The following is a 23,071-nucleotide window of genomic DNA, read 5'->3' on the forward strand; positions in this document are numbered from 1 at the left end:
ACCGGCGCCATCGCCTAGAATGGGCCCATGCCGCATACGCCAGACACGCCACCACATGCTTTGAAGGCCGACAGCTTCGGTCGCATCCTCCGTGTGGAAGGGCCTGCCGGCCCCTTCGTACGCCGTGACCTGGGCGCCACGCCGCTGTGGTTGCGCCTGCCGGCCTGGTGGCTGGCCCGCCGCGAAGCGCGCGCGCTGCGCCATATCCATGGCATGGCCGACGTGCCGCAGCTGCTGGCGTGGAATGGGCATCATCTCGACCGCAGTTTCATGGCCGGCGACGCCATGTACCAGCGCCCACCGCGTGGCGACCTGGCCTGGTTCCGCGCCGCGCGTCGGCTGCTGCAGCAGCTGCATCGGCGCGGCGTGGCCCACAACGACCTGGCCAAGGAAGCCAACTGGCTGGTGACCGAAGACGGCCGCCCTGCATTGATCGACTTCCAGCTGGCAGTGATCGGCAACCCGCGCTCGCGCTGGATGCGCCTGCTGGCCCGCGAGGACCTGCGCCACCTGCTCAAGCACAAGCGCATGTACTGCCGTGAGTCGCTCACCCCAGTGGAAAAGCGCGTGCTCAAGCGCACCTCGTGGGTGCGCGAACTGTGGTTCGCCACGGGCAAGCCGGTCTACCGCTTCGTTACCCGTCGCATCCTGCATTGGGAAGACAACGAGGGGCAGGGGCCCAAGCCGTGAGTCCACTGCAGGTAGTGACCGGCCCACCGAGTGCGGGCAGCGTCCTGCGCCCACAGCTGGCCGGTGCCGACTTCGTGCACGCCTGCCAGGCAACAACCCATCGTGATGGGCGCTCGGCCTTGCAGGCCTATCGCGATATGGCCGCGACCATTCCCGGCTGGTTCGATGGGCTGATGGCGCTGCGCAATCGCGGCATGCGCCTGCTCGGCATGAAGCACCTGGGCTCGTTGCGCGCGGTGCAGGATGTTGCGGATCCTCAACCCGGGCAGCGACTGGGCATCTTCACCCTGCAGTCGCTCAGTGACGATGCCATCGTGCTGGAAGACGACGACCGCCACCTGCGTGTGCAGCTGGCCCTGCAGTGGAAGGGCGACGTGCTGGAAGTGGCGACCGTGGTGCATACGCACAACGCGTTCGGGCGCATGTACATGCTGCCGGTTGCGCCGGTGCATCAGCTGATCGTGCCGCATCTGCTGAGGAAGCAGGCGCAGGCGTACCGGTAGATCCACGCGATGCGTGGATGCGCCGGGCAGAACCGTATTGTAGAGCCGAGCCATGCTCGGCTGCATTCAATCAGCCGAGCATGGCTCGGCTCTACAGAGGCCGGCGACCTTACGGCGTTGCCGGCACTACCTGCTGGCCGATGAAGTTGCGCTTGGCATCGAAGTCGTAGGCGATCTGCAGCTGGCCTACATCCGGGCAGGCGTGGCAGTCACGCAGCGGCGTGCGGTACAGCAGGCGGATGCCGCCGTTCTCCAGCGGCGTGGCCCCGGCCGACTGCGCCGGTGCGAACGGCGTGGCCTGCGGGTGGTCCTTCAGCAGGGCCTGCACGGCGGGGTCGGCACGCAGGGTGTCGTCCAGCTGCACGGCATCCACATCGATGCGCTTGCCGGTGGCGTCGACCAGGCGGGTGCCCTCGTTGGTGTTGGCGCGGAACGGATACTCGACCGTGGCAATGCCCAGGCCTTCGTTCTCGTGCCAGGCCGTCACGTAGGCCAGCTCGCCGCCAGTGGACAACTGTTCGGCGGCAGCAATGGCATCGGCGCTTGCGCCACCAGCGCGCATCGCATCGCGCAGGCACTCCCGCGTGGCTGCATTCCCGCCCTGGCGGCAGGCGTTGAGGTCGCCATCCCACACCACTGCCTCGCTCCAGCGCAGTTTGCCGTCTGCGGCGGCTTTCTCCGCGCTGGGCGTGTCACCGGCCGACGGTTCCTTGCCGGGTTCCGGCGAACGGCCCTGGCAGGCGGTCAGCAGGGCAAGCCCCAGGGCAGGCAGCAACAGGCGGGAACGGCGCATGGCGTGGACCTCGTGCGTTGACTGGAGGCGCCAGTATCGTCAAGGCCGGGTGAACTCCACGTCGGCGCGGCATACTAGCGGCTCATTGCATACGCTGGAGTGTGGAACGTGGGCAGTCTGCAGGGCAAAACGCTTTTCATCACGGGTGCCTCGCGTGGCATCGGCCTGGCCATCGCACTGCGCGCTGCGCGTGACGGGGCGAACGTGGCCATTGCGGCCAAGTCGGCGGTGCCGAACCCGAAGCTGCCAGGTACCATCCACAGCGCGGCCGAGGCCGTTACCGCCGCCGGTGGCCAAGGGCTGGCGCTGAAGTGCGATATCCGCGAGGAAGAGCAGGTGCAGGCCGCGGTTGCGGCCACGGTCGACACCTTTGGGGGCATCGACATCCTGATCAACAACGCCAGCGCGATCTGGCTGCGTGGCACGCTGGATACGCCGATGAAACGCTTCGACCTGATGCAGCAGGTCAATTCGCGTGGCAGCTTCCTGTGTGCGCAGGCCTGCCTGCCGTACCTGCTGCAGGCGCCGAACCCGCACATCCTGACCCTGGCACCGCCGCCGAGCCTGGAACCGAAGTGGTGGGGCGCGCATACCGGCTACACGCTGGCGAAGATGGGCATGAGCTTCGTCACGCTCGGCCTGGCCGCGGAATTCGGCCCGCAGGGTGTGGCGGTGAACGCGCTGTGGCCGCGCACGGTGATCGCCACCGATGCGATCAACATGATTCCGGGCGTCGATGCGGCCGGCTGCCGTACGCCGCAGATCATGGCCGACGCCGCGCATGCGGTGCTGGTGCGCGAAGCGGCGGGCTTCAATGGCCAGTTCCTGATCGACGATGAAGTGCTGGCACAGGCCGGCGTCAGCGATCTGTCCGGCTATGCCGTGGACCCGTCGCGGTCGTTGTTGCCGGATCTGTTCCTGGACTGAGTGCTACGTTGTGCAAGGGCCGAGGGCTGCGGCCCTCGGCCTGCTGCGCTAGAATACAGGGCTGTAACCGTTTTCAACAGGGATGTGAACACATGTCACGTACGCTTTCCGTCGCGGCGCTGGCCGCTTCGCTGTCGCTTGTACTGGCCGCCTGCGGTGGCAAGGCTCCTGCAACCGCTGGCGACGCCGGCGCCTCGGGCAAGCCGGAGGCCAACACGGTGCCGTCCGACGCACAGCAGCAGTTGACTGCGAAGCTCAACGCCTACATCGGCTGCTTCAACGCGCTTGATTCGAAGACGCACGACAGCCTCCAGTCCTATACGCGCTGGATCAAGGACGTCGAGGCCGGCCCGACCGGGCGCGAGACACAGGTGTACGGCCCGTTCGAGATCAGCGATTACGACATGAAGCAGTGCGATGGCCCGGTGACCGAGGCGATGGCTGCCAAGCCGGCGCTGGCCGAACTCGATGCTGCTGCCAGCCATTATCAGCAGGCGCTGAAGGCGCTGGTGCCGATCAGCAAGGAGGCGCACGACTACTACGATCGCCAGGACTACGAAGACGACCAGTTTGCCAAGGGCAAGCAACTGCACGCGCCCTTGATGGCCGCATTCAAGGACTTCCTGGCTGCCAGCGCAACGTTCAACGCCGAGCTGGAGCGCCAGAAAGACGCTGCCCAGCGCGAGCAGCTCAAGGTATTGGAACAGGCCGAGGGGCGAACGCGCGAGTACTACCGTCTGGCGATGATGCTGGAAGCCAAAGCGATCGTGGAGCTGATGAGCGAGGACGACTTTGATCCGGCCAAAGCGCGTGAACGACTCGACGCCTTCAACCGTATTTCCGACGAGGCGCATGCCAAGGTGGCCGATCAGGAGCCGGGCAAGCTGGACTGGAACAGCTTCGAGCGCGAAGCCGAGAACTTCCGTCGGGAAGGCAAGGAGCGGCTGCAGCGGGTCAGCAGCAAGACGCCCTACAGCGATTTCGAACGGCGCATGCTGGATTCGCCCTCGATGGCGCCACGCGGCTCGGCCAGCAAGCTGATGCAGGAATACAACTCGCTGGTTTTCCAGAGCAACCGCCAGTAAGCGGGAAGCTCAACGCTTCATTTTTGTCGCGATTGAGCAGGTAGATTGCGGCATGACACACCCTGCAGCCCCGAATACCAGCACCTTGCCGAGGTGCTGGAGCACGCGCTCGCGCCATGCATGACGATGCCTGCAGTTTTCAATTGTGCAAGGAACTGATTTGAACGCATCCACACGCCTGATTCCTGTTCTCCTGCTCTGCGCGCTGGCCGGCTGCAACAACCCGGCCGGGCTGGCTGTCGCCGATCCCGGGTTGGAAAAGGTGAACGCCTATATCGAGTGCTACAACGGCGTCGAACAGCCCATCCACGAGGGTTTCCAGACCTACACCGGTTGGATGAAGGATCCCGAAGCCGGTCCAACCGGCAAGGAAGCGCAGCCGCGCTCACCTGGCAAGGTGTTGTCGCACCGGGTCGAGTACTGCGGCCAGCCGTTGAGCGAGGCGCTGGCAAAGACCCCGGCGACGTCGCTGGATGCGCCCGCGCGGCAGTACCAGCAGGCGTTCCTGGCGCTGAACACCCTGATCGAGCGCGCCGATGGCTATTTCACCCGCGAGGACTATCGTCGCGATGGTGGTGAAGGGATGCGCAGCCAGCATGCCCCGCTGATGCAGGCCTATGCTGATTTCTTCAAGGCCAGCGAGGCGATGGATGCGGCGCTGGAAAAGAACGAGAACGATCGCCGCGCCGCCCAGCTGAAGCAGATCGAGGAAAGCGAAGGCCGCTCGCTGGCGTACTACCACCTGCGCCTTGTCGGCGATGGCAAGCAGCTGGCGATGGCGTTCCAGGGCGAGGCACCGGACGTTGCGGTGTTGCGCGGCCAACTGGCCGACTATCAGGCGCTGGTGACGGAAATCCAGAACGGTGGTGTCGGCAAGGACGACCCGATGTGGGGCCATGTGCAGCGCTCGGCCGACAAGCTGGTGCGTACCGCCGGGCGCGGACTCGAGCGCCTGGAACAGGGCAAGCCGATCACCGCCGATGCGCTGGCCGCCGAGCGCAAGGCGTCGGGCAGCTGGCTCACAACCGACCCTGAAGGCGCACAGTCGACGATTCTGGATGCCTACAACGACCTGGTAACCACCAGCAACCGGATGCGTTGAGGGCGATCCACCAGGGCGTGGATCTGCCCACGGTAGCGCCGGCCCATGCCCGGCGCGCACCCTGTTGGTCCGGTAGTGCCGGGCGTTGGCCGGCATGTGCCTCAATGGCTGAACGCATCCGGCAGCGGGCCGCCACACTTGCGGCAGTGCCGCGCATCGGGTTCATGCCCCTCCAGCCCGCAATGCGGGCAGCCGCGGGCATCGCGGCGCGCGGCCAGTTCGGCTTCGCGCATGGTGCTGGCCAGTTCGGCGGTGTAGATGCCGGTCGGCACGGCGATGATGCTGTAGCCGATCAGGATCAGCACCGAGGTGACGAAGCGGCCAAGCACGGTCTGCGGCACGATGTCGCCGAAGCCGACCGTGGCCATGGTCACCACCGCCCAGTACATGCTGGCCGGGATATTGGTGAAGCCGTGTTCGGGGCCCTCGATCACGTACATCAGCGCCCCGGCGATGATGGTGATGGTGATCACCGTGAACAGGAACACCAGCACCTTGCGCCGGCTGCGCCACAGCGACGTCATCAGGACGCCGCTTTCCTCGATGTAGCGGGTCAGCTTGAGGATGCGGAACACGCGCAGGATGCGCAGCGCACGCACCACCAGCAGGCTCTGCGCGCCGGGGATGAACATCGAGAGGTAGGCGGGCAGGATCGACAGCAGGTCGATGATGCCCCAGATGCTTACCGCGTAGCGCAGCGGGCGCTTGACCACCGCCAGCCGCAGCAGGTACTCGGCGGTGAAGATGATGGTGAAGCCCCATTCCAGGATGTACAGGCCGGTGGACCACTCGGCATGCAGGTGCTGCACGCTGTCGATCATCACCACCAGGATGCTGGCGACGATCGCCACCACCAGGATCAGGTCGAAGTTGCGCGAGGGCCGCGAGTCATGGCGGTAGATGATGTCGAACCACCGACGGCGCCAGCCGGTCTCGGTGGCGGGGTTCAGCTGGGGGGCGGAAAACGGTCGCATGGGCGCATTGTGCCGCAGGGGTTCCGGCGCGAGAATGGGCATTCCTGAATCCTGCCGACTGCCATGACCGCCGCGACCGATCCGCTGATCTCCCTTTCGCACTATTACCTGCCGGTCTACAAGCCCCGCCAGGTGGTACTGGAGCGAGGCCAGGGCGCCCGCGTGTGGGACAGCCAGGGGCGTGAGTTCATCGACCTGGCTGCGGGTATCGCGGTGTGTGGCCTGGGCCACAACGATCCGGACCTGGTGGCGGCGCTGGTCGAGCAGGCCGGCAAGCTCTGGCACACCAGCAATGTGTTCTACAGCGCGCCGCCGCTGCACCTGGCCGAGGAACTGGTGAAGGCCAGCCGCTTTGCCGAGCGCGTGTTCCTGTGCAACTCCGGCGCCGAAGCCAACGAAGTGGCGATCAAGATGGTCCGCAAGTGGGCCTCCAGCCAGGGCCGTCCCGCCGACAAGCGGGTGATCATCACTTTCCGTGGCAGCTTCCACGGCCGCACGATGGGCGCGGTGACCGCTACCGCCCAGCCGAAGTACCAGGAAGGCTACGAGCCGCTGCCTGGCGGCTTCCGCTACATCGATTTCAACGATGAGGTGCAGCTGGAAACCGCGATGGCCGCCGGCGACGTGGCGGCGGTGATGCTGGAGCCGATCCAGGGCGAGGGCGGCGTGATGCCGGCCAAGTCCGGTTTCCTCAAGCGCGTGCGCGAGCTGTGCGACCAGCACAACGCACTGCTGGTGCTGGACGAGATCCAGGCCGGCATGGGCCGTACCGGCACGCTGTTCGCGCACTGGCAGGATGATGTGGTGCCGGACATGGTCACCCTGGCCAAGGCACTCGGTGGCGGCTTCCCGATCGGCGCGATGCTGGCCGGCCCGAAGGTGGCCGAGACCATGCAGTTCGGCGCGCACGGCACCACCTTCGGCGGCAACCCGCTGGCCGCTGCGGTGGCCCGCGTGGCACTGCGCAAGCTGGCCTCGGCGGAGATCGCCGCCAATGTCAGCCGCCAGTCGAAGGCGCTGCGCGATGGCTTTGCCCGCATCAACGACGAGTTCGGTGTGTTCAGCGACGTGCGTGGCCGCGGCCTGATGCTGGGCGCGGTGCTGGGCAAGGACTTTGCCGGCCAGGCCGGGGCGATCCTCGACCATGCCGCCGAGCACGGCCTGCTGACCCTGCAGGCCGGTCCGGACGTGTTGCGCTTCGTGCCGTCGCTGAACATCACCGACGAAGAAGTGGCCGAAGGGCTCAAGCGCCTGCGCGCAGCGATTGCTGCGTTCATTGCCGCGCGCTGAAGCCCCGGCGCTGGGGTCGGAGCCCTCTCTGCGGAGAGGGCTCTGACCCCGATCAGCCCACCGCGTAACGCTTCAACACCTTGCCCAGCCCTCGGCCATCGCGCACGGTTTCCGCGTGCAGGCCGGCGGCGCGTGCGCCGCGCACATTGGCGAACAGGTCATCGACGAACAGCGTGCGCGAAGGCGCCACGCCGAGGGCCTCAAGCGTGCGCAGGAAGACCTCCGGTGCGGGTTTGCGCAGGCCGAAATCGGCGCTGCAGAACACGCGTCCCTGCAGCGCAGGGAACAGTTCCGGCAGCAGGATGGGCAGCGCCTGCACCATCAGCGCGCCATTGTTGGTCAGTACCGCCAGTGGCAGCTGCAGGACCTGCAGCCGCTGCAGCACCGCGTGCTGCGGATGGCTGGCCGCCTGGCGTGCGGCGATCCAGCTGGGTACATCGACGGTCCTGCCCAGGCACTCCCCCAGCCGCGCCAGATAGGCCGGACCCTGCAGCGTGCCGTTGTCATGCGCCGCTTCCAGTCCGCTGTCGAACAGCGCCGCCTGCACTGCGGCAGGGGTAACGTCCAGTACCTGCGCCAGGTGCAGCACGCGCTGCGCGCGCTGGTACTGCACCAGCACGCCATCCACATCCAGCAGCAACAGATCGATCCGCATCGGCCGAGCATGCCATTGCAGTGAACACTCGGGAAACCCTGGAGCAGCCATGCGACAGACGGTCGCAGACGCGGCCGCAGTGGCCTGCCTAGAATGGCGCTTGAATCCGCAGGAGAGGCAACGATGAAGGCTTGGTGGGTGGCAGTGGGACTGGGCGCGCTGATGCTGGCGCCGTCGGCGATGGCGCGGGTGTGTGCAGTGAGCATCGACAGCACCGACCAGATGAGCTTCAGCACTCGCGAGATCAAGCTTGCCGCCGACTGCACTGCCGTGGACCTGACCCTGCGCCACACCGGCAAGCTGGCCGCTACCGCGATGGGCCATAACTGGGTGCTGACCCGCACTGCCGATTACCAGCCGGTGGCACTGGCAGGCATGCGCATGACCCTGGCCGACAGCTACCTGCCGAAGGCTGACAAGCGCGTGCTGGCGCACACCAAAGTAATTGGTGGTGGCGAGACCACGCGCGTGCGCTTTTCCACCCAGGGCCTGCAGAAGGGCGGTGACTACACCTTCTTCTGCTCGTTCCCCGGTCACTTCGCGATGATGAAGGGCAAGTTCGTCTTCGGTTGAAAAAAGGGGACGGAGGGGATCAAGTCGTTTGTGCATAAACGACTTAATCCCCTCCGTCCCCTTTTTGTGCCAACCAAGGTTGGCACCTACCAGAGGGTGTCTCAGCCCTTGGCGGCCTTGAATGCTACGCGTGCGGCGGCGAGGGTGGCCTCGATCACGGCATCGTCGTGCGCGCTGGACAGGAAACCGGCCTCGTACGCCGACGGCGCCAGGAACACGCCCTGGTCCAGCATCGCGTGGAAGAAGCGGTTGAACGCCGGGATGTCACAGGCAGTGGCCTGCACATAGGTCTCCACCTGCTCGCTGGTGAAGAACAGGCCGAACATCGCGCCCACGTGCGTGGTGGTCACGGCCACGCCGGCTTCGGCGGCGGCCGCTTCCAGGCCGGCGCACAGGCGTGCGGTGCGCTCGGCCAGGTCGGCGTGGAAGCCCGGCTGCTGGATCAGCTCCAGCATCGCCAGGCCAGCGGCCATCGCCACCGGGTTGCCGCTCAGCGTGCCGGCCTGGTAGATCGGGCCGGCCGGGGCGATCTGCTGCATGAGCTCGCGGCGACCGCCGTAGGCGCCCACCGGCATGCCGCCGCCGATGATCTTGCCGAAGGTGGTCAGGTCCGGGGTGATGCCGTAGTGCCCCTGCGCACCGCCGAGGGCAACGCGGAAGCCGGTCATCACTTCGTCGAAGATCAGCAGCGCGCCGTGTTTCGTGCACAGTTCGCGCAGGTGCTGCAGGTAGCCCTCGCGCGGCGGGATGCAGTTGGCGTTGCCGACCACCGGTTCGATGATCAGGCCGGCGATGTCATCGCCCTGCTGCTCGAACAGCGCAGTGGCCGCTTCGAAGTCGTTGTAGGGCAGGGTCAGGGTCAGTTCGCTCAGCCCGGCAGGGACGCCCGGCGAGGTCGGCACGCCCAGGGTCAACATGCCGCTGCCGGCCTTGACCAGGAACGAGTCGCCGTGGCCGTGGTAGCAGCCTTCGAACTTGACGATGCGGTTGCGGCCGGTGGCGCCACGCGCCAGCCGGATCGCCGACAGGGTGGCCTCGGTGCCGGAGTTGACCATGCGCACCATCTCGCACGACGGCACCAGGCGGGTGATGGTCTCGGCCATGGTGACTTCGGCCGCGCATGGCGCGCCGAACGACAGGCCGTTGTCGATTGCCTTCTTCACCGCCTGGCGTACCGCCGGATGGTTGTGGCCGACGATCATCGGGCCCCAGGAGCCGACGTAGTCGATGTAGCGGTTGCCATCGACGTCGTACAGGTAGGCACCGTCGGCGCGTTCAACGAAGAACGGCTCGCCGCCGACCGACTTGAACGCGCGCACCGGCGAATTGACGCCGCCCGGCAACAGCTGCTGGGCGCGGGAGAACAGGGCGTGGGACTGGTCGTGGTTCATGGGGCTTTCCTGGGCATTACGCGAACTGGGCGAGGTAGGCGCGCTGGGTCGCGACCGGGTCTTCGGCGGCGAACACGCTGCTGACCACGGCGACCAGATCGGCGCCGGCGTCGATGATGGGACCGACATTGTCCGGCGTCAGGCCACCGATCGCCACCCGCGGCACGCCCAGTGCGGCGCTTTGCCGCAGCAGGTCGGTATGGGCGCGGCTGGTGGTGATCTTGGTGGTGGTCGGGAAGAACGCGCCGAAGGCCACGTAGCTGGCGCCGGCGGCCACGGCCCTCTCGGCATTGGCCAGCTGGTCATAGCAGGAGGCGCCGATGATGGCCTCGGGGCCGAGCAGGGCGCGCGCGCTGGGGATGTCGCCGTCGGTGCCGCCCAGGTGCACGCCCGCTGCGCCCACGGCCTTGGCCAGCGCCGGGTCGTCGTTGACGATCAGCGGTACGCCGTGGTCTGCGCACAGTGCCTGCAGCGCGGTGGCCTGCTCCCGCCGCAGCGCGTCGCTTGCGGTCTTGTTGCGGTACTGCAGCCAGGTGGCGCCCGCGGCCAGCAGCGGCGCGGTACGGGCCAGCAGGCGTGCGGTATCGGGCTCGTCCGGGGTGATCAGGTAGACGCCGCGGGGCGCCGGGGAAGCAGAAGTCATCGATGGCTACCGGTGAGTGGACCGCGATGGGACAATGGCGGCCCGTGAATCCAGTCCTGATTATCCGATGAGCGATGCCACCCCCACCACCTTGCGCACCTGGATGTGCGTGGTCTGCGGCTTCCTGTACAGCGAAGCAGAAGGCTTGCCGGAGGAAGGCATCGCGCCAGGGACGCGCTGGGAGGACATTCCCGAGACCTGGACCTGCCCGGATTGCGGGGTGACCAAGGCCGATTTCGAGATGGTCGAGGTCGATGGATGAAGGTAGGCGTGGACTGTCGGTCCACACACCGACTCCCTCAATGCAGCCGCGGCATCGGCCCGCCGAGGTCGATCAGCTTCTCGCGCAGCCACTGCGCGTCGCTGGCTTCCGGGTTGCGCTTCAGGTACTGGCCCAGATCGTGGCGGGCACCGGCCAGGTACTCCAGCTGCAGGTAGGCCAGGCCGCGGTCGCGCAGCGCATCGTCCTGCTCCGGGGCCAGCTTCAGCAGGCGGTCGGCACTGCGCGCGGCGCGGTCCCACTCGCCGGCTTCGGCATACACGCCGTGCAGGTTGCGCAGCATGCGCATCAGGATCGCGCGCGCGGGTGCCGGGTCGAGGATCTGCGCCAGCACCTGGTCGTCGGGCATCTGCCCGCCCAGGTGTGACTTGGCCCGCTCGCGCAGTTCGTCCACGTCCAGCGGCCGGCCGCCGTTGAACGGGTCCATCACCAGCACGCCGTCGTCCACCGGCAGGCGCACCAGGAAGTGGCCGGGGAAGGACACGCCATCGAGCGGAATACCCAGCCGGCGCGCGACTTCCATCTGCACCAGCGCCAGCGAGATCGGGTTGCCCAGGCGGCGCTCGAATACCTGGTTGAGGTAGCTGTTGCGCGGGTCGTAGTACTCGTCGTGGTCGCCGCTGTAGCCCAGCTCGTCGAACAGGTGGCGGTTGATCGCCGCCATCTTCAGCGGGCTGTTGTCGATGCTCTCCACTTCCGAGCGGAGGTGCTCGACATGGCTCTGGATCAGCGCGTCGTAGGTGGACGGCTGCAGATCGGGGTATTCATCGCGCGCGATCAGCAGCGCGGTCGGCAACAGTGGCAGCGCCTCGTCTTCGAGGTCGGCCAAGGCATCCCAGTCGGGGAGTGTGATCCGGTCCTGCATGGCCACAGACTGGCGTCATTCGCAGGCGGTTTCAAGCGGTGTCGCGTGAAAAGTTTCGGGGTCAGATCCCTTTCGCTTGCGAAAGGGATCTGACCCCGGTCGGGTTGGATTGCCGGCCAGCGGCCGGCACCACCGTTATTTTTCGATGCCCGGACCGAATTTCAGCTCCGTGCCGTCCTTGAGCTGCAGCTTCTCGGCCTGGCCGGCGTTGAGTTCCAGCACATAACGCGCCGGGCCGCCGCTGGGATAGGGCGGGCACATGTCGCCGGCCGAGCACGGCGGTACGTCGCGCTGCTGGCTGACCAGCTTGCGCTGGCTGTCGAAGTAAAGGATGTCCAGCGCGATCTTGGTGTTCTTCATCCAGTACGCCTGCATTTCCTCGCGGTCGTGGATGAACAGCATGCCGTGGTCGGCCGCCATCTGGTCGCGGAACATCAGCCCGCGCGCGCGGGCTTCATCGTTGGTGGCCAGCTCGACCTGGTAGCGGGCGCCGTCCAGCTCGACCCAATGGCGGGCCGCGTCGGTGGCGCAGCCGGCCAGGGCCAGCAGCGGAAGCATCAGCAGCGAACGCAACAGCGACATCGTCAGGATCCTTGGGAAGGGTCAGAGCACGACCGGCGGCTCGCCACCGACGATCACCACATCGGCGCGACGGCGCGCGAACAGGCCGACGCAGACCACGCCCGGCAACTGGTTGAGCTCGCGCTCCAGCTTTTCCGGATCGGTGATCTGCAGGTTGTGGATGTCCAGGATCTGGTTGCCGTTGTCGGTGACCACGCCCTCGCGCCAGGTCGGCTGGCCGCCGGTCATGTCGCGGATCTGGCGGGCGACCAGGCTGCGCGCCATCGGGATCACTTCCACCGGCAGCGGGAACTTGCCCAGCACCGGCACCTGCTTGCTCGGGTCGACGATGCAGATGAAGCGCTCGCTGGCCTCGGCAATGATCTTCTCGCGGGTCAGTGCGGCGCCGCCGCCCTTGATCAGGCACTTGTTCGGGTCGCACTCGTCGGCGCCATCGACGTACAGCGACAGGTTGCCACTGTGGTTCAGCTCGATCACCTCGATGCCGTGCTGCTTCAGGCGTGCGGTGCTCTGCTCGGAGCTGGACACGGCTCCCTTGATGCGGTGCTGGATGCGGGCCAGGGCATCGATGAAATAGGCCACGGTGGAACCGGTGCCGACACCGACGATCATGCCGTCTTCGACGTACTCGATGGCTTTCTCGGCGGCCAGGCGCTTGGCTTCGGACATGGGAAGAACTCTCAGGCGGGGAATCAGGATTTCTTTTCCAGCGACAGCAGCAGCTTCCACTGCGCGGCGGTCACCGGGAACACCGACAGGCGATTGCCCTTGGCAACCAGCGGGAAGCCCTCGCCGAGCTCGTCAGCGTGCAGCTTGATCTCGTCCAGCGCGATCACCTGCTTGAGCTTGCGGTCGAAGGCCACGTCCACCAGCATCCAGCGCGGGTTTTCGCGCGTGCTCTTGGGGTCGTGGTAATCGGATTTCGGGTCGAACTGGGTGTCGTCCGGGTAGGCTGGGCTGGCGACGGTGGCCAGGCCGACGATGCCGGGCACCTTGGTGTTGGAGTGGTAGAACAGGATGCCGTCGCCCACCTGCATGCCATCGCGCATGAAATTGCGCGCCTGGTAGTTGCGCACCCCGTTCCAGGGTTCGACCTTGACCTTTGCCAGGTCATCGATGGAGAAGGCGTCCGGTTCGGACTTCATCAGCCAGTAGCGCTTGCGGGCGGTCATGCGTTCACGGGGGCAGCGGAGGGGAACAGGGTGCCGTCTTCGGTGCAGATCGCATCCACCGGCACGTCCCACGACGCCACCGGCAAGGACTCGACCTGCTGCACCGCGAACGCAGCACCGACCAGCCAGGGCGGCGCCGGCCGGTCGTGGCGGAAGGCGAAGCTGCGATCATACCAGCCGCCCCCCATGCCCAGCCGGCGGCACTGTGCGTCGAAACCCACCAATGGGGTCACGACCAGCGCCATCCGTTCCGGTTCCAGGGTGTCTTCCACGGCCACGTCCGGCTCGGGGATGCCATAGCGGTTGCTGGTCAGCGGCTGCCCGGGCCGCCATGGTGCGAAGCGCAGCACGTCGCCGGCCAGCACCGGCAGGCAGTAGGTGAGTCCTTCGGGCAGCTGCAGCTGCCAGCGGTGCAGGGCGATTTCGCCATCCAGCGCCCAGTAGCCGGCCACGGCGCCTTCGCGCGGGGCGAACGGCAGGGCGAGCAGGGCATCGGCAAGCGATTCGGCGGCGGCGATGCGCTCACCAGCGTTAAGGTCACGGCGGCGTTGCCGCAGGTCGTGGCGCAGGGCCTGGCGCGGGTCGGTCATGGCAGCGAGCGGCAAGGATCAGCCGTCATTGTGCCGGAAAGAACAAGGGCGACGCCCGAAGACGCCGCCCTTGCTGGAATATTGCATTCTCCGCAATGTCGATGCATGCGAAACGACCTTGAACCCGGGGGCTCAAGTGGGAACGCTGGAGAACCATCGGGCTTCCCGCTACAAGGCGGACCTGCACTCCCGGCGCTGTCGCGCTCCCGGTGTCGTTCTTAAGGGACAAGGCGAATGTTTGCACATGCCGTCGAGTACCGCAGAGAACGCGTGGCCATTATAGCCAGCACGCAGGATCTGGATAGGCCGTTCGTCGGCAACAGTCCGTGCCAATTCAGACAAGCGAAAAGGGGACGGAGGGAATTAAGGCGTTTCCAGCACGGAAGGGGCGAATGCGCCTTAATTCCCTCCGTCCCCTTTTCTATGGGGTGCCGTCGATGGCGCGGTCCAGGCGCCGGTTCAGGTCGGCCAGCGTCTGCTGCAGGGCCACGGCCTGGCGGGCGTTCTCGTCGCGCAGCAGCTGCAGCTCGTGGGCTAGGTTCAGCGCGGCCAGCACGGCGACGCGGTCGACGGCGGCCATGCGGTTGCTGCCGCGGATCTCGCGCATGCGCGCATCGAGCAGGCGCGCAGCAGCCATCAGGCTGTCGCGTTCGTCGCCGCCGACGCCCACGGTGTATTCACGATCGAGGATGCGGACACTGACCGGTTCGGCGCTCATGTGTGCTGCTCCAGGGATTTGAGCCGGCTGATCATCGCTTCCACCCGCGAGCGCGCCTGTTCGTTCTTTGCCAGCAGCGTCGAGCGCTCGGCCACCAGCTGTTCCTGCTGGTGGCGCAGGCTGCGGTTCTCCTCGGCCAGGCGCTGGTTACGCTCAAGCAACGCGTCCACGCGGGCGGCAAAGTCCTGCAGCTGGGCAAGGGGATCGGCGGGTTCCATGCGGGCACGATAGGCAAGCCGGGTGAGGGCGGTCAAGCGCTGTCGCAGCAAGGCCGGACGGCCACGAGAGGATGCCGCAGGGTTGCTACACTACGGGGTCTCACGGGCGCGCGCGTGCGCACCCCGGGTTTCCTTATTCCGAACGAGCCGCACGATGACCGAACTTCCCTCCGTCGACGACGTTACCCGCGCCAGCCAGGCGCTGGGCCTGGGCGCTACCGCTGCCGAGCTGCACGGAGCGCTGTGCGGCTGGCTGGCCGCCGGCGGCGCCCCCGGCAACGATTGGCCGGCGCGCGTGCTGGCCGACGACACCCTGCCACCGGTGGCCGCCGACAGCGTGCTGGGGCAGCTGCTGCAGGCCACCATCAAGCAGCTGGAAGACCGCGACTTCGCCTTCGAACTGCTGCTCGCCGACAGCGACGACGTGTCCGCGCAGGCCGATGCCATGTTCAGCTGGACCCGCTCGTTCCTGGGCGGCTTCGGCCTGGGCAGCGGCGGCCGCCGCCCGGCCCTGTCCGAAGAGGGCGAAGAAGCGCTGACCGACATGGCCAGCCTGGCGCGTGCGTCCAGTGAGGATTTCGAGGCCGGCGGCGATGACGACGACGAAGCCCTGTCGGAGATCGAGGAATTCATCCGCGTGGCGGTGCTGCTGCTGCACGGCGACGTGGTGCTGGCCGCGCGCCATCGGCAGCGCCTGAACTGATGGATATCAAGCAGCGCACCGGCATCGCGGCCGGCGAATACAAGCGTCGCCGCCGCCAGCTGATGGACATGGCTGGCGAGGATGCGATCCTGGTACTGCCGGCCGCAGCCGAGAAGGTGCGCAGCCTCGATACCCATTATCCGTTCCGCCAGGATTCGGATTTCCAGTACCTGACCGGCTTCCCGGAACCGGAAGCGGTGCTGGTGCTGATTCCGGGCCGCCGCCACGGTGAGGCCATCCTGTTCTGCCGCGAGCGCGATGCCGAGCGCGAGGCATGGGACGGCAGCCGCGCCGGCCAGGAAGGCGCGGTAGCGCAGTACGGCATGGACGATGCCTACCCGATCGATGATCTGGACGACATCCTGCCGGGCCTGTTGGAAGGGCGCTCGCGCGTCTACTACCACTTCGGCCGCGACGCCGACTTCGATCTGAAGCTGATCGGCTGGGTCAACCGCGTGCGTTCGCAGGTACGCCACGGTGCGCAGCCGCCACATGAGTTCCTGGAGCTGGGCCACCTGCTGCACGAGCAGCGCCTGTTCAAATCCGGCGCCGAAGTGGCACTGATGCACCACGCCGCACAGATCAGCGTGCGTGCGCATCTGGCGGCGATGAAGGCCGCCAGGGCCGGCATCCACGAGTACGAGCTGCAGGCCGAGCTGGAACGCGTGTTCCGCGCCAGCGATGCGGTGCCTGCGTATTGCAGCATCGTCGGTGCCGGCCGCAACGGCTGCATCCTGCATTACCGAGACAACAACGCGCGGTCGCGCGATGGCGAGTTGGTGCTGATCGATGCAGGTGCCGAGTACCGCGGCTACGCCAGCGACATCACCCGCACCTTCCCGGTAAACGGCCGCTTCAGCGCTGAGCAGCGTGCACTGCACGACCTGGTCGGCGATGCGCAGGCCGCAGCGCTGGCCCAGGCCAAGCCGGGCGTGCCCTACGAGGCTGGCCACCTGGCCGCAGTGCAGACCTTGACCGAGGGCCTGCTGCGGCTGGGCCTGCTGAAGGGCACGCTGGAAAAAAATCTGTCCGAAGGCCTGTACCAGCGCTTCTACCGCCACAAGACCGGCCACTGGATCGGATTGGACGTGCACGATGTAGGCGATTACCGCCTCGCCGGTGATTCACGCCTTCTGGAGCCTGGCATGGCGTTCACCATCGAGCCGGGGCTGTACATCGGCGTGGATGACACGACGGTGGAACCGCGTTGGCGCGGTATCGGCATCCGCACTGAAGACGATGTGCTGATCACCGATGACGGTCATCGCGTGCTGACCGAAGGCCTGGCGCGCAGCGCCGATGAGATCGAAGCGGTGATGGCGGGGTAGGGGGTTTCGGCAGGGCTTGCAGCCCTGCACCTGCAGAGGCCACAGCAACAGCAACCGCAACAGCGGCATTCCGTGGGATGGCGGGGTACTGTGGGTTTGCGGGGCCGCCGCAAGTACGTCCTTGTAGGCTTGGTCGCCGCATCCATGCCGCTCACACCCCGCAAACCCGCAGTGCCCCGCCTTCGACAGGTTCACGCGGCTGTTGGTAGGTGTCGACCTTGGTCGACACAGAGCGAGCGCAGCGAGCGACCCGCTTCTGCTTTTCTTTTTTCTTTTCCGTGGTTGGACGCGCGCAGGAAACTGTCAAAGGTGGGGCGGGTAGGCGATGCAGGGGCGTTGGCGCCATGGATGGCGCCATCGAGCTTACAGGGACGTACTTGCAGCGTCCCCTGCATGGCCTACCCGCCCCGCCAAGCGCAGCTTTTGCTTTGAGCGTCACACCACGAGGGGCTCAGCCGTTCGCCGCCGCAAACGCCGGCCGCGTCAGGTTGTCCGCCTCGCCATCAGTGCACAGCACTTCGTCTTCGATGCGGATGCCGCCATACGGACGGAAGAAGTCCACGCGGTCCCAGTTGATCGCATCGCCGTGGCCGGCGTCCTTCACTTCGTTCAACAGCATGTCGATGAAGTACAGACCCGGTTCGATGGTCACCACCATGCCCGGTTCCAGCACGCGGGTCAGGCGCAGGTACGGGTGGCCCGCCGGGCGCTCGATGCGGCCGCCTTCGTCGCTGGCCGCGAATCCGGCCACGTCGTGCACCTGCAGGCCGATCAGGTGGCCGATACCATGCGGGAAGAACGCGGCGCTGACGCCGGTCTCAAGCGCGGTCTGCGGCGCGACCTTGATCACGCCGAAGTCCTTCAGTACGCCCATCAGCGAAAGATGTGCGTCCACGTGCAGCTGCTTGTAGTCGAAGCCCGGGCGCACCGCTGCGCACATCCGCTGCTGGGCAGCGTCGACGGCGGCGATCATCGCCGCAAACTCGTCGTGGCCCTGCGCGGCGTAGGTACGGGTGATGTCGCTGGCGTAGCCGTGGGCACTGGCGCCGGCATCGATCAGGAAGCTGCGCAGCGGCTGCGGTGCCTTGCGGCCCAGCTCGGTGTAATGCAACACAGCGGCATGTTCATTCAGCGCCACGATGTTGCCGTACGGCAGCTCATTGGCATCCTGGCCGACTGCCTGGCAGTACGCCATGTGGATGCTGAACTCGTCGGCGCCATTGCGGAATGCGGCTTCCGCAGCGCGGTGGCCGCGCACGCCCAGCACCTGGGCCTGGCGCATCAGTGCGATCTCATACGGTGTCTTGCTGCCGCGGTGCCATTCCAGGTAATTCACCACCGGCGCCGGGTTGTTCGGTACGTAGTTGCCCAGCGCGCTCTGCGGCTCGCCGAGGATCGCGCAGCGCGATGGATCGGCCGGCAGCAGCGCCAGCGCGTCTTCCGGCTTGCGGATGATGTGGATGTCGAAGTGATCCACCCACCAGCCGCTGGGGGCATCCGGCACCACGTGCCAGTAGTCGAAGGGCTGGTGGAAGATCACCGCCGGGCGCTTGCCGGGGCTGAACACGATCCAGCTGTTGGGCACGCGGGTCAGCGGCAGCCAGGCCTTGAACTGCGGATTGACCGCGTACGGGTAGTCGCGATCATCGAACACCTGGTAGTGCAGAGTGCCGCTGGGCACCACCAGGTGGTCGAAGCCGCCGCGGGCCAGCGCCTGTTCGGCACGTCGGCACAGCACGGCCAGGTGGTCGGGATACAGGGCGCCGGGGTCTTGCTGGATCATTGCGGTGGCTCGACACGGAAAACGGCCCTAGATTCTGCCGCATAGCGGGAAAAACCGCTGTGCTGGAACCGGCACTCAGGCCGTCGAAACCGGCCCCTCGTCGCTGTCTTCGCCCACCCACTGGCGCAGCAGCTGCCGATGCTCGCGCGACAGGGTGAGGAAGCGGAAGCCGGTCCAGCTCTGTCCGGGGGCGTGTGCGGGTTCGCTCCACAGCAGGTGCACGCCCACGTCGATGTCCTGGTGGCGGCCATCGCCCAGCGGCAAGGGGAAGCGCAACTGGTACAGCGCATCCTCGCGCAACGGTGCGCTGGCCAGCATCAGCATGCCGGTTTCGGAGATATTGCCGAGCCGGCCCACCACGCTTTCGCGCATCTGGTCGGTGACCGGTACCAGGTCCGAGACCTGGCGGCGCGGCGCGCGGCGGGTATCCTGCGGCGGTTGGGTGATCATGCGGAAGTCTCCTGCGTATGGCCGGCCGCCAGTGCACGCAATGCGCCAAGGCTGGCCTCCCAGGCACGGTCAACCAGCCGGGCCTTGTCCTCAGTGACCAGCTGCGCCTGGCCGGCACTGATCTGCCGGGCCAGCGTATCCAGGTCGGTATCGGCGATCTTCTGCCCGCGCGGATTGACCAGCAGGGCGTGGCCGGTCAGCAGGCTGTACCAGGACAGGCGCTGGCGGCGCAGTGTGCCATCGCCGGTATCGATGTCGAACCAGCTGCCGAATGGCAAGGAGGACAGCTGCTGGTAAGCGGCTTCCTCGGCACTGCTGCGCGGTGTGGCGGGCGTCGTGCCGGCGGCCGTACCGGCGTGCTCGCCCAGGCGCGCGCGCGCCTTCAGGCGGGCACTGAGTTCGGTACGCGAGGTGCTCTCGTCCTCGCCGCCAGGCGTGGCCAGCCTGCGTGCGACGGCGGCGGCTTCCTCGGCGTGGTAGCCGACCTGCAGCAGGGCGGCCTCGACCTCGGCAGCAAGCGTTGCATCGGTGCCGCCGGGCGCATCAACGGGCTGCGCGGTGATGGTGGCAATGCGTTGGGTCTGCTGCAGGCGTTCCTGCCACTGCGGTGAATCGTCGCCGTGGCGCAGGCGGGTCAGGGTGAGGGCATCGGCCCAGGCCTGGCGCAGCAGGGTCTGCACGAAGCGGGGCGGCTCCTGCGCGTCGCAGCACTGGTCGATCTGTGCACTGGCCTGGCGCCGGGCCAGCTCCAGCCGCTCCTTGCCGCGTGCAGCTTCCACATGGCGGCGCTCGGCCAGCTCGGCGCGATGCGCTGCGGCGCGCTGATGCTGCTGCACTTCCTCGTTCGCGCTGGCGAAGGTTTCCGGCGCCCGCGCATCCTGGCCCAGCAGGCCCTGCACGCTCTGTGCCATGCGCTGCAGCAACTGCGGGTCGACATCATCGTCGCCCAGCCAGTTGGCGCCGACTTCGGCAATCTGGTTGAGCAGTTCGCGCGCGGGGTGCTCGTCGCGCACGAAGAAGCCGGGGTCGGCCATTGCCGCACGTGCCAGCGGCACCTGCAGGCGCGCCAGCAGGGCGGCCGGCACCGGGTCCGGACGCTGCTGCTGCTGCACCTGCTGCATCAGCATGCGCAGCAGGTCGAGGCTGTCGCGGTCGTGGCTGCCCAGCTGGGCCTGCGTGCCATGCTCGCTGCGCAGTTGCGCCACCACGGCTGCCTGCAGGTCGGCTACGCCGGTGGCGGCGCTGGACTGCGCCTGCAGGCGTGCGAGGACCGCATCCACGGCCGCGCTCGGCACTGCATCGCGATCCGCAGGTGCTGCGCTGGCATGGCGTGCCTGCTGCAGCAGCGCATGCAGCGCGCTGCCCGTGGAGGTGGTCAAGCCCGGCAAGGCCGCGCCGGCCGTGCTGTCATCCTGGAAAGCGTCCTGCACCAGGCTCGACCAGGAGCCGGCCGGTGCCGATCCGTTCCAGCCGGTCAGTGGCGCGGCGGCACGCTTTGCCGGCTGCGTGGCGCGACCACCGCCCACCGACTGGGTGATGATCCGCCGGGTGCTCGATGAACGCGCCAGATAGGGGGTGTAGACCAGGCCGGGCAGCACGCCGTGCTGGGCCAACAGGGCATTGGCACGGTCGAGGATGTCGCCCAGGCGTTCCAGCACCTGGCGTTCGAAGCTGCGGTACAGCGCCAGCTGAACGTCGACAGTGAGCGAATCCTGTTCGGCAATCCGGCGCAGCATGGCGCACAGTGCCTGTGGTGCCAGCGGCAGGGTGTCGGCCTCGAAGGCCGGTGCCGCCGCCAGTACGCCCAGGCGTTGGCCCAGCAGGTTCAGCGTGTTGGTCGAACGCAGCGTCTCCCGCCGCACCATCTCGGTCAGCAGCAGGTCGCGGTCCACTTCATGTTCATCGACCAGCGACAGCCCGAGCATGCCGGGCAGCGGCGGCGGCGTGGAACCGGGGCTGAAGTGGGCCGTGGGTTCGCGCAGCCGTATCAGCGCATCGGCCACGGCATCAAGCATGCGGTCAGCGAAATGACCGGAGAAGGCATGCAACTGGCCGCGCTGGGCCATCAGCTCCGCCTGCAGCTGCGGATTGCGCGCGCGATCCGCGTCGTGCAGCAGCGTCTGCTCCAACGCTTCGACGGTCAGGATCAGCGGCGCGGCCAGCGTTTGCCGGCACAGGCCGATCAATGCGCCCAGCAGCTCACGCACCCGAGGTGGCAGGTCGCTGGCGGCCAGGCGGGTTTTGTCGGCAGAGGTAATGGAAAAGACAGCTGACATCGGCGAGCGGTACCCGGATTCCCGCGGATCGATCTTGTGAATCTACCGTGTCGGCCGCAGTCGGCGCTACTTTAGGGTGAACGTGTCTCGCGTCTGCTGGGGAGGGACGACGGATGAACGGTAGTGCCGGTCGCTGGCCGGCAGCGCTGTCTCCACCGGAGTGCCGGCCAGCGGCCGGCACTACCCGCTACGGCGGAAGGTCTATTCCTCCAGGAACAGGCTCACCACATCGTTGGTGAATCGGCGGCCCAGCTCGGTTGGCTGTACGTGGCCGTCCGCCACATCCAGCCAGCCGCGCTGGACGGCCTCCGCCAGCGGTGCGTCCAGCACGCTGCGCGGCAGCCCGGTGCGCGACTCGAAATCGCGCAGGCCGAAACCTTCGTGCAGGCGCAGCAGGTTGAGCATGTACTCGAACGGCAGCCGCTCCGGCGCGATCACGTCGTCACCACCGAACGAGGCCGGGGTGCCCGCGCTGTCCAGGTAGGCCTGCGGATGCTTCAGCTTCCAGCGGCGCAGCACGTGTTCTTCGGCACCCGAGCTGATCTTGCCGTGCGCGCCGGCACCGATGCCCAGGTAGTCACCGAAACGCCAGTAGTTCAGGTTGTGCGCACTCTGGCGGCCAGGGCGTGCGTAGGCGCTGACTTCGTACTGGTTGAAACCGGCCTGCGCCAGCAGCGCCTGGCAGTGCTCCTGCATGTCCCAGGCGTTGTCTTCATCGGGAATGCCCTGCGGCGGCCGCGCGAAGAACACCGTGTTCGGTTCCAGGGTCAGCTGGTAGTGCGAGATATGGGCCGGTTGCAGTGCAAATGCGCGTTCCAGATCGGCCTCGGCACCGGCCAGGGTCTGTTCCGGCAGCGCGTACATCAGGTCGATGTTGAAGTTGTCGTAGCCCGCGTCCTGCGCCATCTTCACCGCGCGCTCGGCTTCGCCACTGTCGTGGATGCGGCCCAGACGCTTGAGCATGGCATCGTCGAAACTCTGGATGCCGAAACTGAGGCGATTCACCCCGGCCGCGCGGTAGCGGTCGAAGCGGCCATGTTCGGCGGTGCCCGGGTTGGTTTCCAGGGTGATTTCGGCATTGGGCGCGAAGCGCAGGCGTGCGCTGGCCTGCTGCAGGAAACGGTCGATCGCTTCCGGCGGGAACAGGCTGGGGGTGCCGCCGCCGAAGAACACGCTGTGCACCACCCGGCCCCAGACCAGCGGCAGGTCCTGGTCCAGGTCACGCAGCAGCGCGTCGATGTAGGCGTCGAACGGCAGCTCGCCCTTGGCCTGGTGCGAATTGAAATCGCAGTAGGGGCATTTGCGCACGCACCACGGCAGGTGCACGTACAGCGACAGCGGTGGTGGCACCAGTCGCGGCGGGCTGTCGTGGTCAGCGGAGCAGGCTTCGCCCGGCAGGTGGTTGCAGTGGTCGTGGTCGTGCGGCATGGGCTTGTTCGGTAGTGCCGGCCACTGGCCGGCTTCCCTGGTTCGATCGGGT

General features: G+C 67.2%; 26 protein-coding genes and 1 other RNA gene. 10 read left to right on the forward strand and 17 right to left on the reverse strand.

What is annotated here, in order from left to right:
• Positions 1-27: 27 nt before the first annotated feature.
• On the forward strand, positions 28-690 hold the full coding sequence (locus tag AC5P7X_RS02170) for a serine/threonine-protein kinase (protein ID WP_049413709.1): 663 nt from the start codon (positions 28-30) through the stop codon (positions 688-690).
• Positions 687-1,193, forward strand: a complete 507-nt coding sequence (locus tag AC5P7X_RS02175; RefSeq protein WP_053497486.1) for a DUF2867 domain-containing protein — start codon at positions 687-689, stop codon at positions 1,191-1,193. The genes AC5P7X_RS02170 and AC5P7X_RS02175 overlap by 4 nt, the downstream gene beginning before the upstream one ends.
• Positions 1,194-1,302: 109 nt before the next feature.
• On the opposite strand, the gene AC5P7X_RS02180 is transcribed toward AC5P7X_RS02175, so the two are convergent.
• Positions 1,303-1,986, reverse strand: coding sequence for a hypothetical protein (locus AC5P7X_RS02180; protein WP_005419028.1), 684 nt, complete (start codon positions 1,984-1,986; stop codon positions 1,303-1,305).
• Positions 1,987-2,094: 108 nt separating this feature from the next.
• Here AC5P7X_RS02180 and AC5P7X_RS02185 point away from each other — a divergent pair, with 108 nt between their 5' ends.
• The 3 genes from AC5P7X_RS02185 (at position 2,095) to AC5P7X_RS02195 (ending at position 5,100) form a co-directional block, all read left to right on the forward strand.
• Entirely contained in the window at positions 2,095-2,913 is an 819-nt protein-coding gene (locus AC5P7X_RS02185) for an SDR family oxidoreductase (protein ID WP_053497484.1), read from the forward strand.
• 92 nt (positions 2,914-3,005) lie between these two features.
• Positions 3,006-3,998 carry a YiiG family protein gene (locus AC5P7X_RS02190; RefSeq protein WP_495214367.1) on the forward strand — a complete coding sequence of 331 codons (993 nt, stop codon included), beginning with the start codon at positions 3,006-3,008 and terminating at the stop codon, positions 3,996-3,998.
• Between the two features lie 160 nt (positions 3,999-4,158).
• Entirely contained in the window at positions 4,159-5,100 is a 942-nt protein-coding gene (locus AC5P7X_RS02195) for a YiiG family protein (RefSeq protein WP_346607707.1), read from the forward strand.
• 101 nt (positions 5,101-5,201) lie between these two features.
• On the opposite strand, the gene AC5P7X_RS02200 is transcribed toward AC5P7X_RS02195, so the two are convergent.
• Positions 5,202-6,074 (reverse strand): ion transporter, encoded by an 873-nt coding sequence (locus AC5P7X_RS02200; RefSeq protein WP_053497527.1) that lies wholly within the window; start codon positions 6,072-6,074, stop codon positions 5,202-5,204.
• Positions 6,075-6,137: 63 nt separating this feature from the next.
• Between AC5P7X_RS02200 and AC5P7X_RS02205 the strand changes: the two genes are divergently transcribed.
• Positions 6,138-7,364 (forward strand): acetylornithine transaminase, encoded by a 1,227-nt coding sequence (locus AC5P7X_RS02205; RefSeq protein WP_053497478.1) that lies wholly within the window; start codon positions 6,138-6,140, stop codon positions 7,362-7,364.
• A gap of 52 nt (positions 7,365-7,416) precedes the next feature.
• On the opposite strand, the gene AC5P7X_RS02210 is transcribed toward AC5P7X_RS02205, so the two are convergent.
• Positions 7,417-8,019, reverse strand: coding sequence for an HAD-IA family hydrolase (locus tag AC5P7X_RS02210; protein ID WP_005419017.1), 603 nt, complete (start codon positions 8,017-8,019; stop codon positions 7,417-7,419).
• Positions 8,020-8,142: 123 nt separating this feature from the next.
• Between AC5P7X_RS02210 and azu the strand changes: the two genes are divergently transcribed.
• On the forward strand, positions 8,143-8,592 hold the full coding sequence (gene azu, locus AC5P7X_RS02215) for an azurin (RefSeq protein ID WP_005419015.1): 450 nt from the start codon (positions 8,143-8,145) through the stop codon (positions 8,590-8,592).
• Between the two features lie 101 nt (positions 8,593-8,693).
• Here the strand turns inward: azu and hemL are convergent, their stop codons facing one another.
• Both hemL and thiE read right to left on the reverse strand, forming a co-directional pair.
• Positions 8,694-9,983 (reverse strand): glutamate-1-semialdehyde 2,1-aminomutase, encoded by a 1,290-nt coding sequence (hemL, locus tag AC5P7X_RS02220; protein ID WP_346607709.1) that lies wholly within the window; start codon positions 9,981-9,983, stop codon positions 8,694-8,696.
• A gap of 16 nt (positions 9,984-9,999) precedes the next feature.
• The gene (gene thiE, locus AC5P7X_RS02225) at positions 10,000-10,626 is read right to left on the reverse strand and encodes a thiamine phosphate synthase (RefSeq protein ID WP_053497472.1); all 627 of its coding nucleotides are present in this window, start codon (positions 10,624-10,626) and stop codon (positions 10,000-10,002) included.
• Positions 10,627-10,660: 34 nt separating this feature from the next.
• Between thiE and AC5P7X_RS02230 the strand changes: the two genes are divergently transcribed.
• A complete protein-coding gene (locus AC5P7X_RS02230) occupies positions 10,661-10,888 on the forward strand; it encodes a rubredoxin (protein ID WP_080375060.1) in 228 nt (75 codons plus the stop codon).
• Between the two features lie 37 nt (positions 10,889-10,925).
• Here AC5P7X_RS02230 and AC5P7X_RS02235 read toward each other — a convergent pair whose 3' ends face one another.
• The 8 genes from AC5P7X_RS02235 to AC5P7X_RS02270 all read right to left on the reverse strand — a co-directional run bounded on the left by AC5P7X_RS02235 (position 10,926) and on the right by AC5P7X_RS02270 (position 15,051).
• Positions 10,926-11,771 (reverse strand): SirB1 family protein, encoded by an 846-nt coding sequence (locus AC5P7X_RS02235; RefSeq protein ID WP_005419007.1) that lies wholly within the window; start codon positions 11,769-11,771, stop codon positions 10,926-10,928.
• 135 nt (positions 11,772-11,906) lie between these two features.
• On the reverse strand, positions 11,907-12,353 hold the full coding sequence (locus tag AC5P7X_RS02240; protein WP_495214368.1) for a DUF192 domain-containing protein: 447 nt from the start codon (positions 12,351-12,353) through the stop codon (positions 11,907-11,909).
• 21 nt (positions 12,354-12,374) lie between these two features.
• Positions 12,375-13,022, reverse strand: a complete 648-nt coding sequence (gene rpiA / locus AC5P7X_RS02245; RefSeq protein ID WP_005419003.1) for a ribose-5-phosphate isomerase RpiA — start codon at positions 13,020-13,022, stop codon at positions 12,375-12,377.
• A gap of 23 nt (positions 13,023-13,045) precedes the next feature.
• Positions 13,046-13,525, reverse strand: a complete 480-nt coding sequence (locus tag AC5P7X_RS02250) for an EVE domain-containing protein (protein WP_005419001.1) — start codon at positions 13,523-13,525, stop codon at positions 13,046-13,048.
• Positions 13,522-14,115, reverse strand: a complete 594-nt coding sequence (locus tag AC5P7X_RS02255) for a 5-formyltetrahydrofolate cyclo-ligase (protein WP_032954483.1) — start codon at positions 14,113-14,115, stop codon at positions 13,522-13,524. The genes AC5P7X_RS02250 and AC5P7X_RS02255 overlap by 4 nt, the downstream gene beginning before the upstream one ends.
• Before the next feature lie 83 nt (positions 14,116-14,198).
• Positions 14,199-14,384, reverse strand: a non-coding RNA gene (gene ssrS / locus AC5P7X_RS02260) — 6S RNA.
• A 152-nt stretch (positions 14,385-14,536) separates the two neighbouring features.
• On the reverse strand, positions 14,537-14,833 hold the full coding sequence (locus AC5P7X_RS02265) for a cell division protein ZapA (protein ID WP_005410899.1): 297 nt from the start codon (positions 14,831-14,833) through the stop codon (positions 14,537-14,539).
• Positions 14,830-15,051: a TIGR02449 family protein gene (locus tag AC5P7X_RS02270; protein ID WP_005418996.1), complete on the reverse strand. Its 222-nt coding sequence runs from the start codon at positions 15,049-15,051 to the stop codon at positions 14,830-14,832. Before AC5P7X_RS02270 ends, AC5P7X_RS02265 begins: the two co-directional genes overlap by 4 nt.
• 154 nt (positions 15,052-15,205) lie before the next feature.
• Here AC5P7X_RS02270 and AC5P7X_RS02275 point away from each other — a divergent pair, with 154 nt between their 5' ends.
• Positions 15,206-15,754, forward strand: a complete 549-nt coding sequence (locus AC5P7X_RS02275) for a UPF0149 family protein (protein ID WP_005418994.1) — start codon at positions 15,206-15,208, stop codon at positions 15,752-15,754.
• A 5-nt stretch (positions 15,755-15,759) separates the two neighbouring features.
• Entirely contained in the window at positions 15,760-17,082 is a 1,323-nt protein-coding gene (locus AC5P7X_RS02280) for an aminopeptidase P N-terminal domain-containing protein (RefSeq protein WP_154582234.1), read from the forward strand.
• A 451-nt stretch (positions 17,083-17,533) separates the two neighbouring features.
• Here AC5P7X_RS02280 and pepQ read toward each other — a convergent pair whose 3' ends face one another.
• The 4 genes from pepQ to hemW all read right to left on the reverse strand — a co-directional run bounded on the left by pepQ (position 17,534) and on the right by hemW (position 23,019).
• Positions 17,534-18,865, reverse strand: a complete 1,332-nt coding sequence (gene pepQ, locus AC5P7X_RS02285; protein WP_053497464.1) for a Xaa-Pro dipeptidase — start codon at positions 18,863-18,865, stop codon at positions 17,534-17,536.
• 75 nt (positions 18,866-18,940) lie between these two features.
• A complete protein-coding gene (locus AC5P7X_RS02290; RefSeq protein ID WP_005418979.1) occupies positions 18,941-19,315 on the reverse strand; it encodes a PilZ domain-containing protein in 375 nt (124 codons plus the stop codon).
• Positions 19,312-21,591, reverse strand: a complete 2,280-nt coding sequence (locus AC5P7X_RS02295; RefSeq protein WP_206620357.1) for a DUF1631 family protein — start codon at positions 21,589-21,591, stop codon at positions 19,312-19,314. The genes AC5P7X_RS02290 and AC5P7X_RS02295 overlap by 4 nt, the downstream gene beginning before the upstream one ends.
• Before the next feature lie 201 nt (positions 21,592-21,792).
• Positions 21,793-23,019 carry a radical SAM family heme chaperone HemW gene (hemW, locus tag AC5P7X_RS02300; protein WP_495214369.1) on the reverse strand — a complete coding sequence of 409 codons (1,227 nt, stop codon included), beginning with the start codon at positions 23,017-23,019 and terminating at the stop codon, positions 21,793-21,795.
• Positions 23,020-23,071: the final 52 nt, after the last annotated feature.

It is taken from the genome of Stenotrophomonas sp. YJH_SMC_53 (assembly GCF_059369995.1).

What these genes read in the sequence shown, in the direction of transcription:
- AC5P7X_RS02170 (WP_049413709.1), top strand. Translation starts at nt 28, where the DNA reads ATGCCGCATACGCCAGACACGCCACCACATGCTTTGAAGGCCGACAGC.
- AC5P7X_RS02180 (WP_005419028.1), bottom strand. Translation starts at nt 1,986, where the DNA reads ATGCGCCGTTCCCGCCTGTTGCTGCCTGCCCTGGGGCTTGCCCTGCTG.
- AC5P7X_RS02190 (WP_495214367.1), top strand. Translation starts at nt 3,006, where the DNA reads ATGTCACGTACGCTTTCCGTCGCGGCGCTGGCCGCTTCGCTGTCGCTT.
- AC5P7X_RS02200 (WP_053497527.1), bottom strand. Translation starts at nt 6,074, where the DNA reads ATGCGACCGTTTTCCGCCCCCCAGCTGAACCCCGCCACCGAGACCGGC.
- AC5P7X_RS02205 (WP_053497478.1), top strand. Translation starts at nt 6,138, where the DNA reads ATGACCGCCGCGACCGATCCGCTGATCTCCCTTTCGCACTATTACCTG.
- AC5P7X_RS02210 (WP_005419017.1), bottom strand. Translation starts at nt 8,019, where the DNA reads ATGCGGATCGATCTGTTGCTGCTGGATGTGGATGGCGTGCTGGTGCAG.
- azu (WP_005419015.1), top strand. Translation starts at nt 8,143, where the DNA reads ATGAAGGCTTGGTGGGTGGCAGTGGGACTGGGCGCGCTGATGCTGGCG.
- hemL (WP_346607709.1), bottom strand. Translation starts at nt 9,983, where the DNA reads ATGAACCACGACCAGTCCCACGCCCTGTTCTCCCGCGCCCAGCAGCTG.
- thiE (WP_053497472.1), bottom strand. Translation starts at nt 10,626, where the DNA reads ATGACTTCTGCTTCCCCGGCGCCCCGCGGCGTCTACCTGATCACCCCG.
- AC5P7X_RS02230 (WP_080375060.1), top strand. Translation starts at nt 10,661, where the DNA reads ATGGCGGCCCGTGAATCCAGTCCTGATTATCCGATGAGCGATGCCACC.
- AC5P7X_RS02235 (WP_005419007.1), bottom strand. Translation starts at nt 11,771, where the DNA reads ATGCAGGACCGGATCACACTCCCCGACTGGGATGCCTTGGCCGACCTC.
- AC5P7X_RS02240 (WP_495214368.1), bottom strand. Translation starts at nt 12,353, where the DNA reads ATGTCGCTGTTGCGTTCGCTGCTGATGCTTCCGCTGCTGGCCCTGGCC.
- rpiA (WP_005419003.1), bottom strand. Translation starts at nt 13,022, where the DNA reads ATGTCCGAAGCCAAGCGCCTGGCCGCCGAGAAAGCCATCGAGTACGTC.
- AC5P7X_RS02250 (WP_005419001.1), bottom strand. Translation starts at nt 13,525, where the DNA reads ATGACCGCCCGCAAGCGCTACTGGCTGATGAAGTCCGAACCGGACGCC.
- AC5P7X_RS02255 (WP_032954483.1), bottom strand. Translation starts at nt 14,115, where the DNA reads ATGACCGACCCGCGCCAGGCCCTGCGCCACGACCTGCGGCAACGCCGC.
- AC5P7X_RS02265 (WP_005410899.1), bottom strand. Translation starts at nt 14,833, where the DNA reads ATGAGCGCCGAACCGGTCAGTGTCCGCATCCTCGATCGTGAATACACC.
- AC5P7X_RS02270 (WP_005418996.1), bottom strand. Translation starts at nt 15,051, where the DNA reads ATGGAACCCGCCGATCCCCTTGCCCAGCTGCAGGACTTTGCCGCCCGC.
- AC5P7X_RS02275 (WP_005418994.1), top strand. Translation starts at nt 15,206, where the DNA reads ATGACCGAACTTCCCTCCGTCGACGACGTTACCCGCGCCAGCCAGGCG.
- pepQ (WP_053497464.1), bottom strand. Translation starts at nt 18,865, where the DNA reads ATGATCCAGCAAGACCCCGGCGCCCTGTATCCCGACCACCTGGCCGTG.
- AC5P7X_RS02290 (WP_005418979.1), bottom strand. Translation starts at nt 19,315, where the DNA reads ATGATCACCCAACCGCCGCAGGATACCCGCCGCGCGCCGCGCCGCCAG.
- AC5P7X_RS02295 (WP_206620357.1), bottom strand. Translation starts at nt 21,591, where the DNA reads ATGTCAGCTGTCTTTTCCATTACCTCTGCCGACAAAACCCGCCTGGCC.
- hemW (WP_495214369.1), bottom strand. Translation starts at nt 23,019, where the DNA reads ATGCCGCACGACCACGACCACTGCAACCACCTGCCGGGCGAAGCCTGC.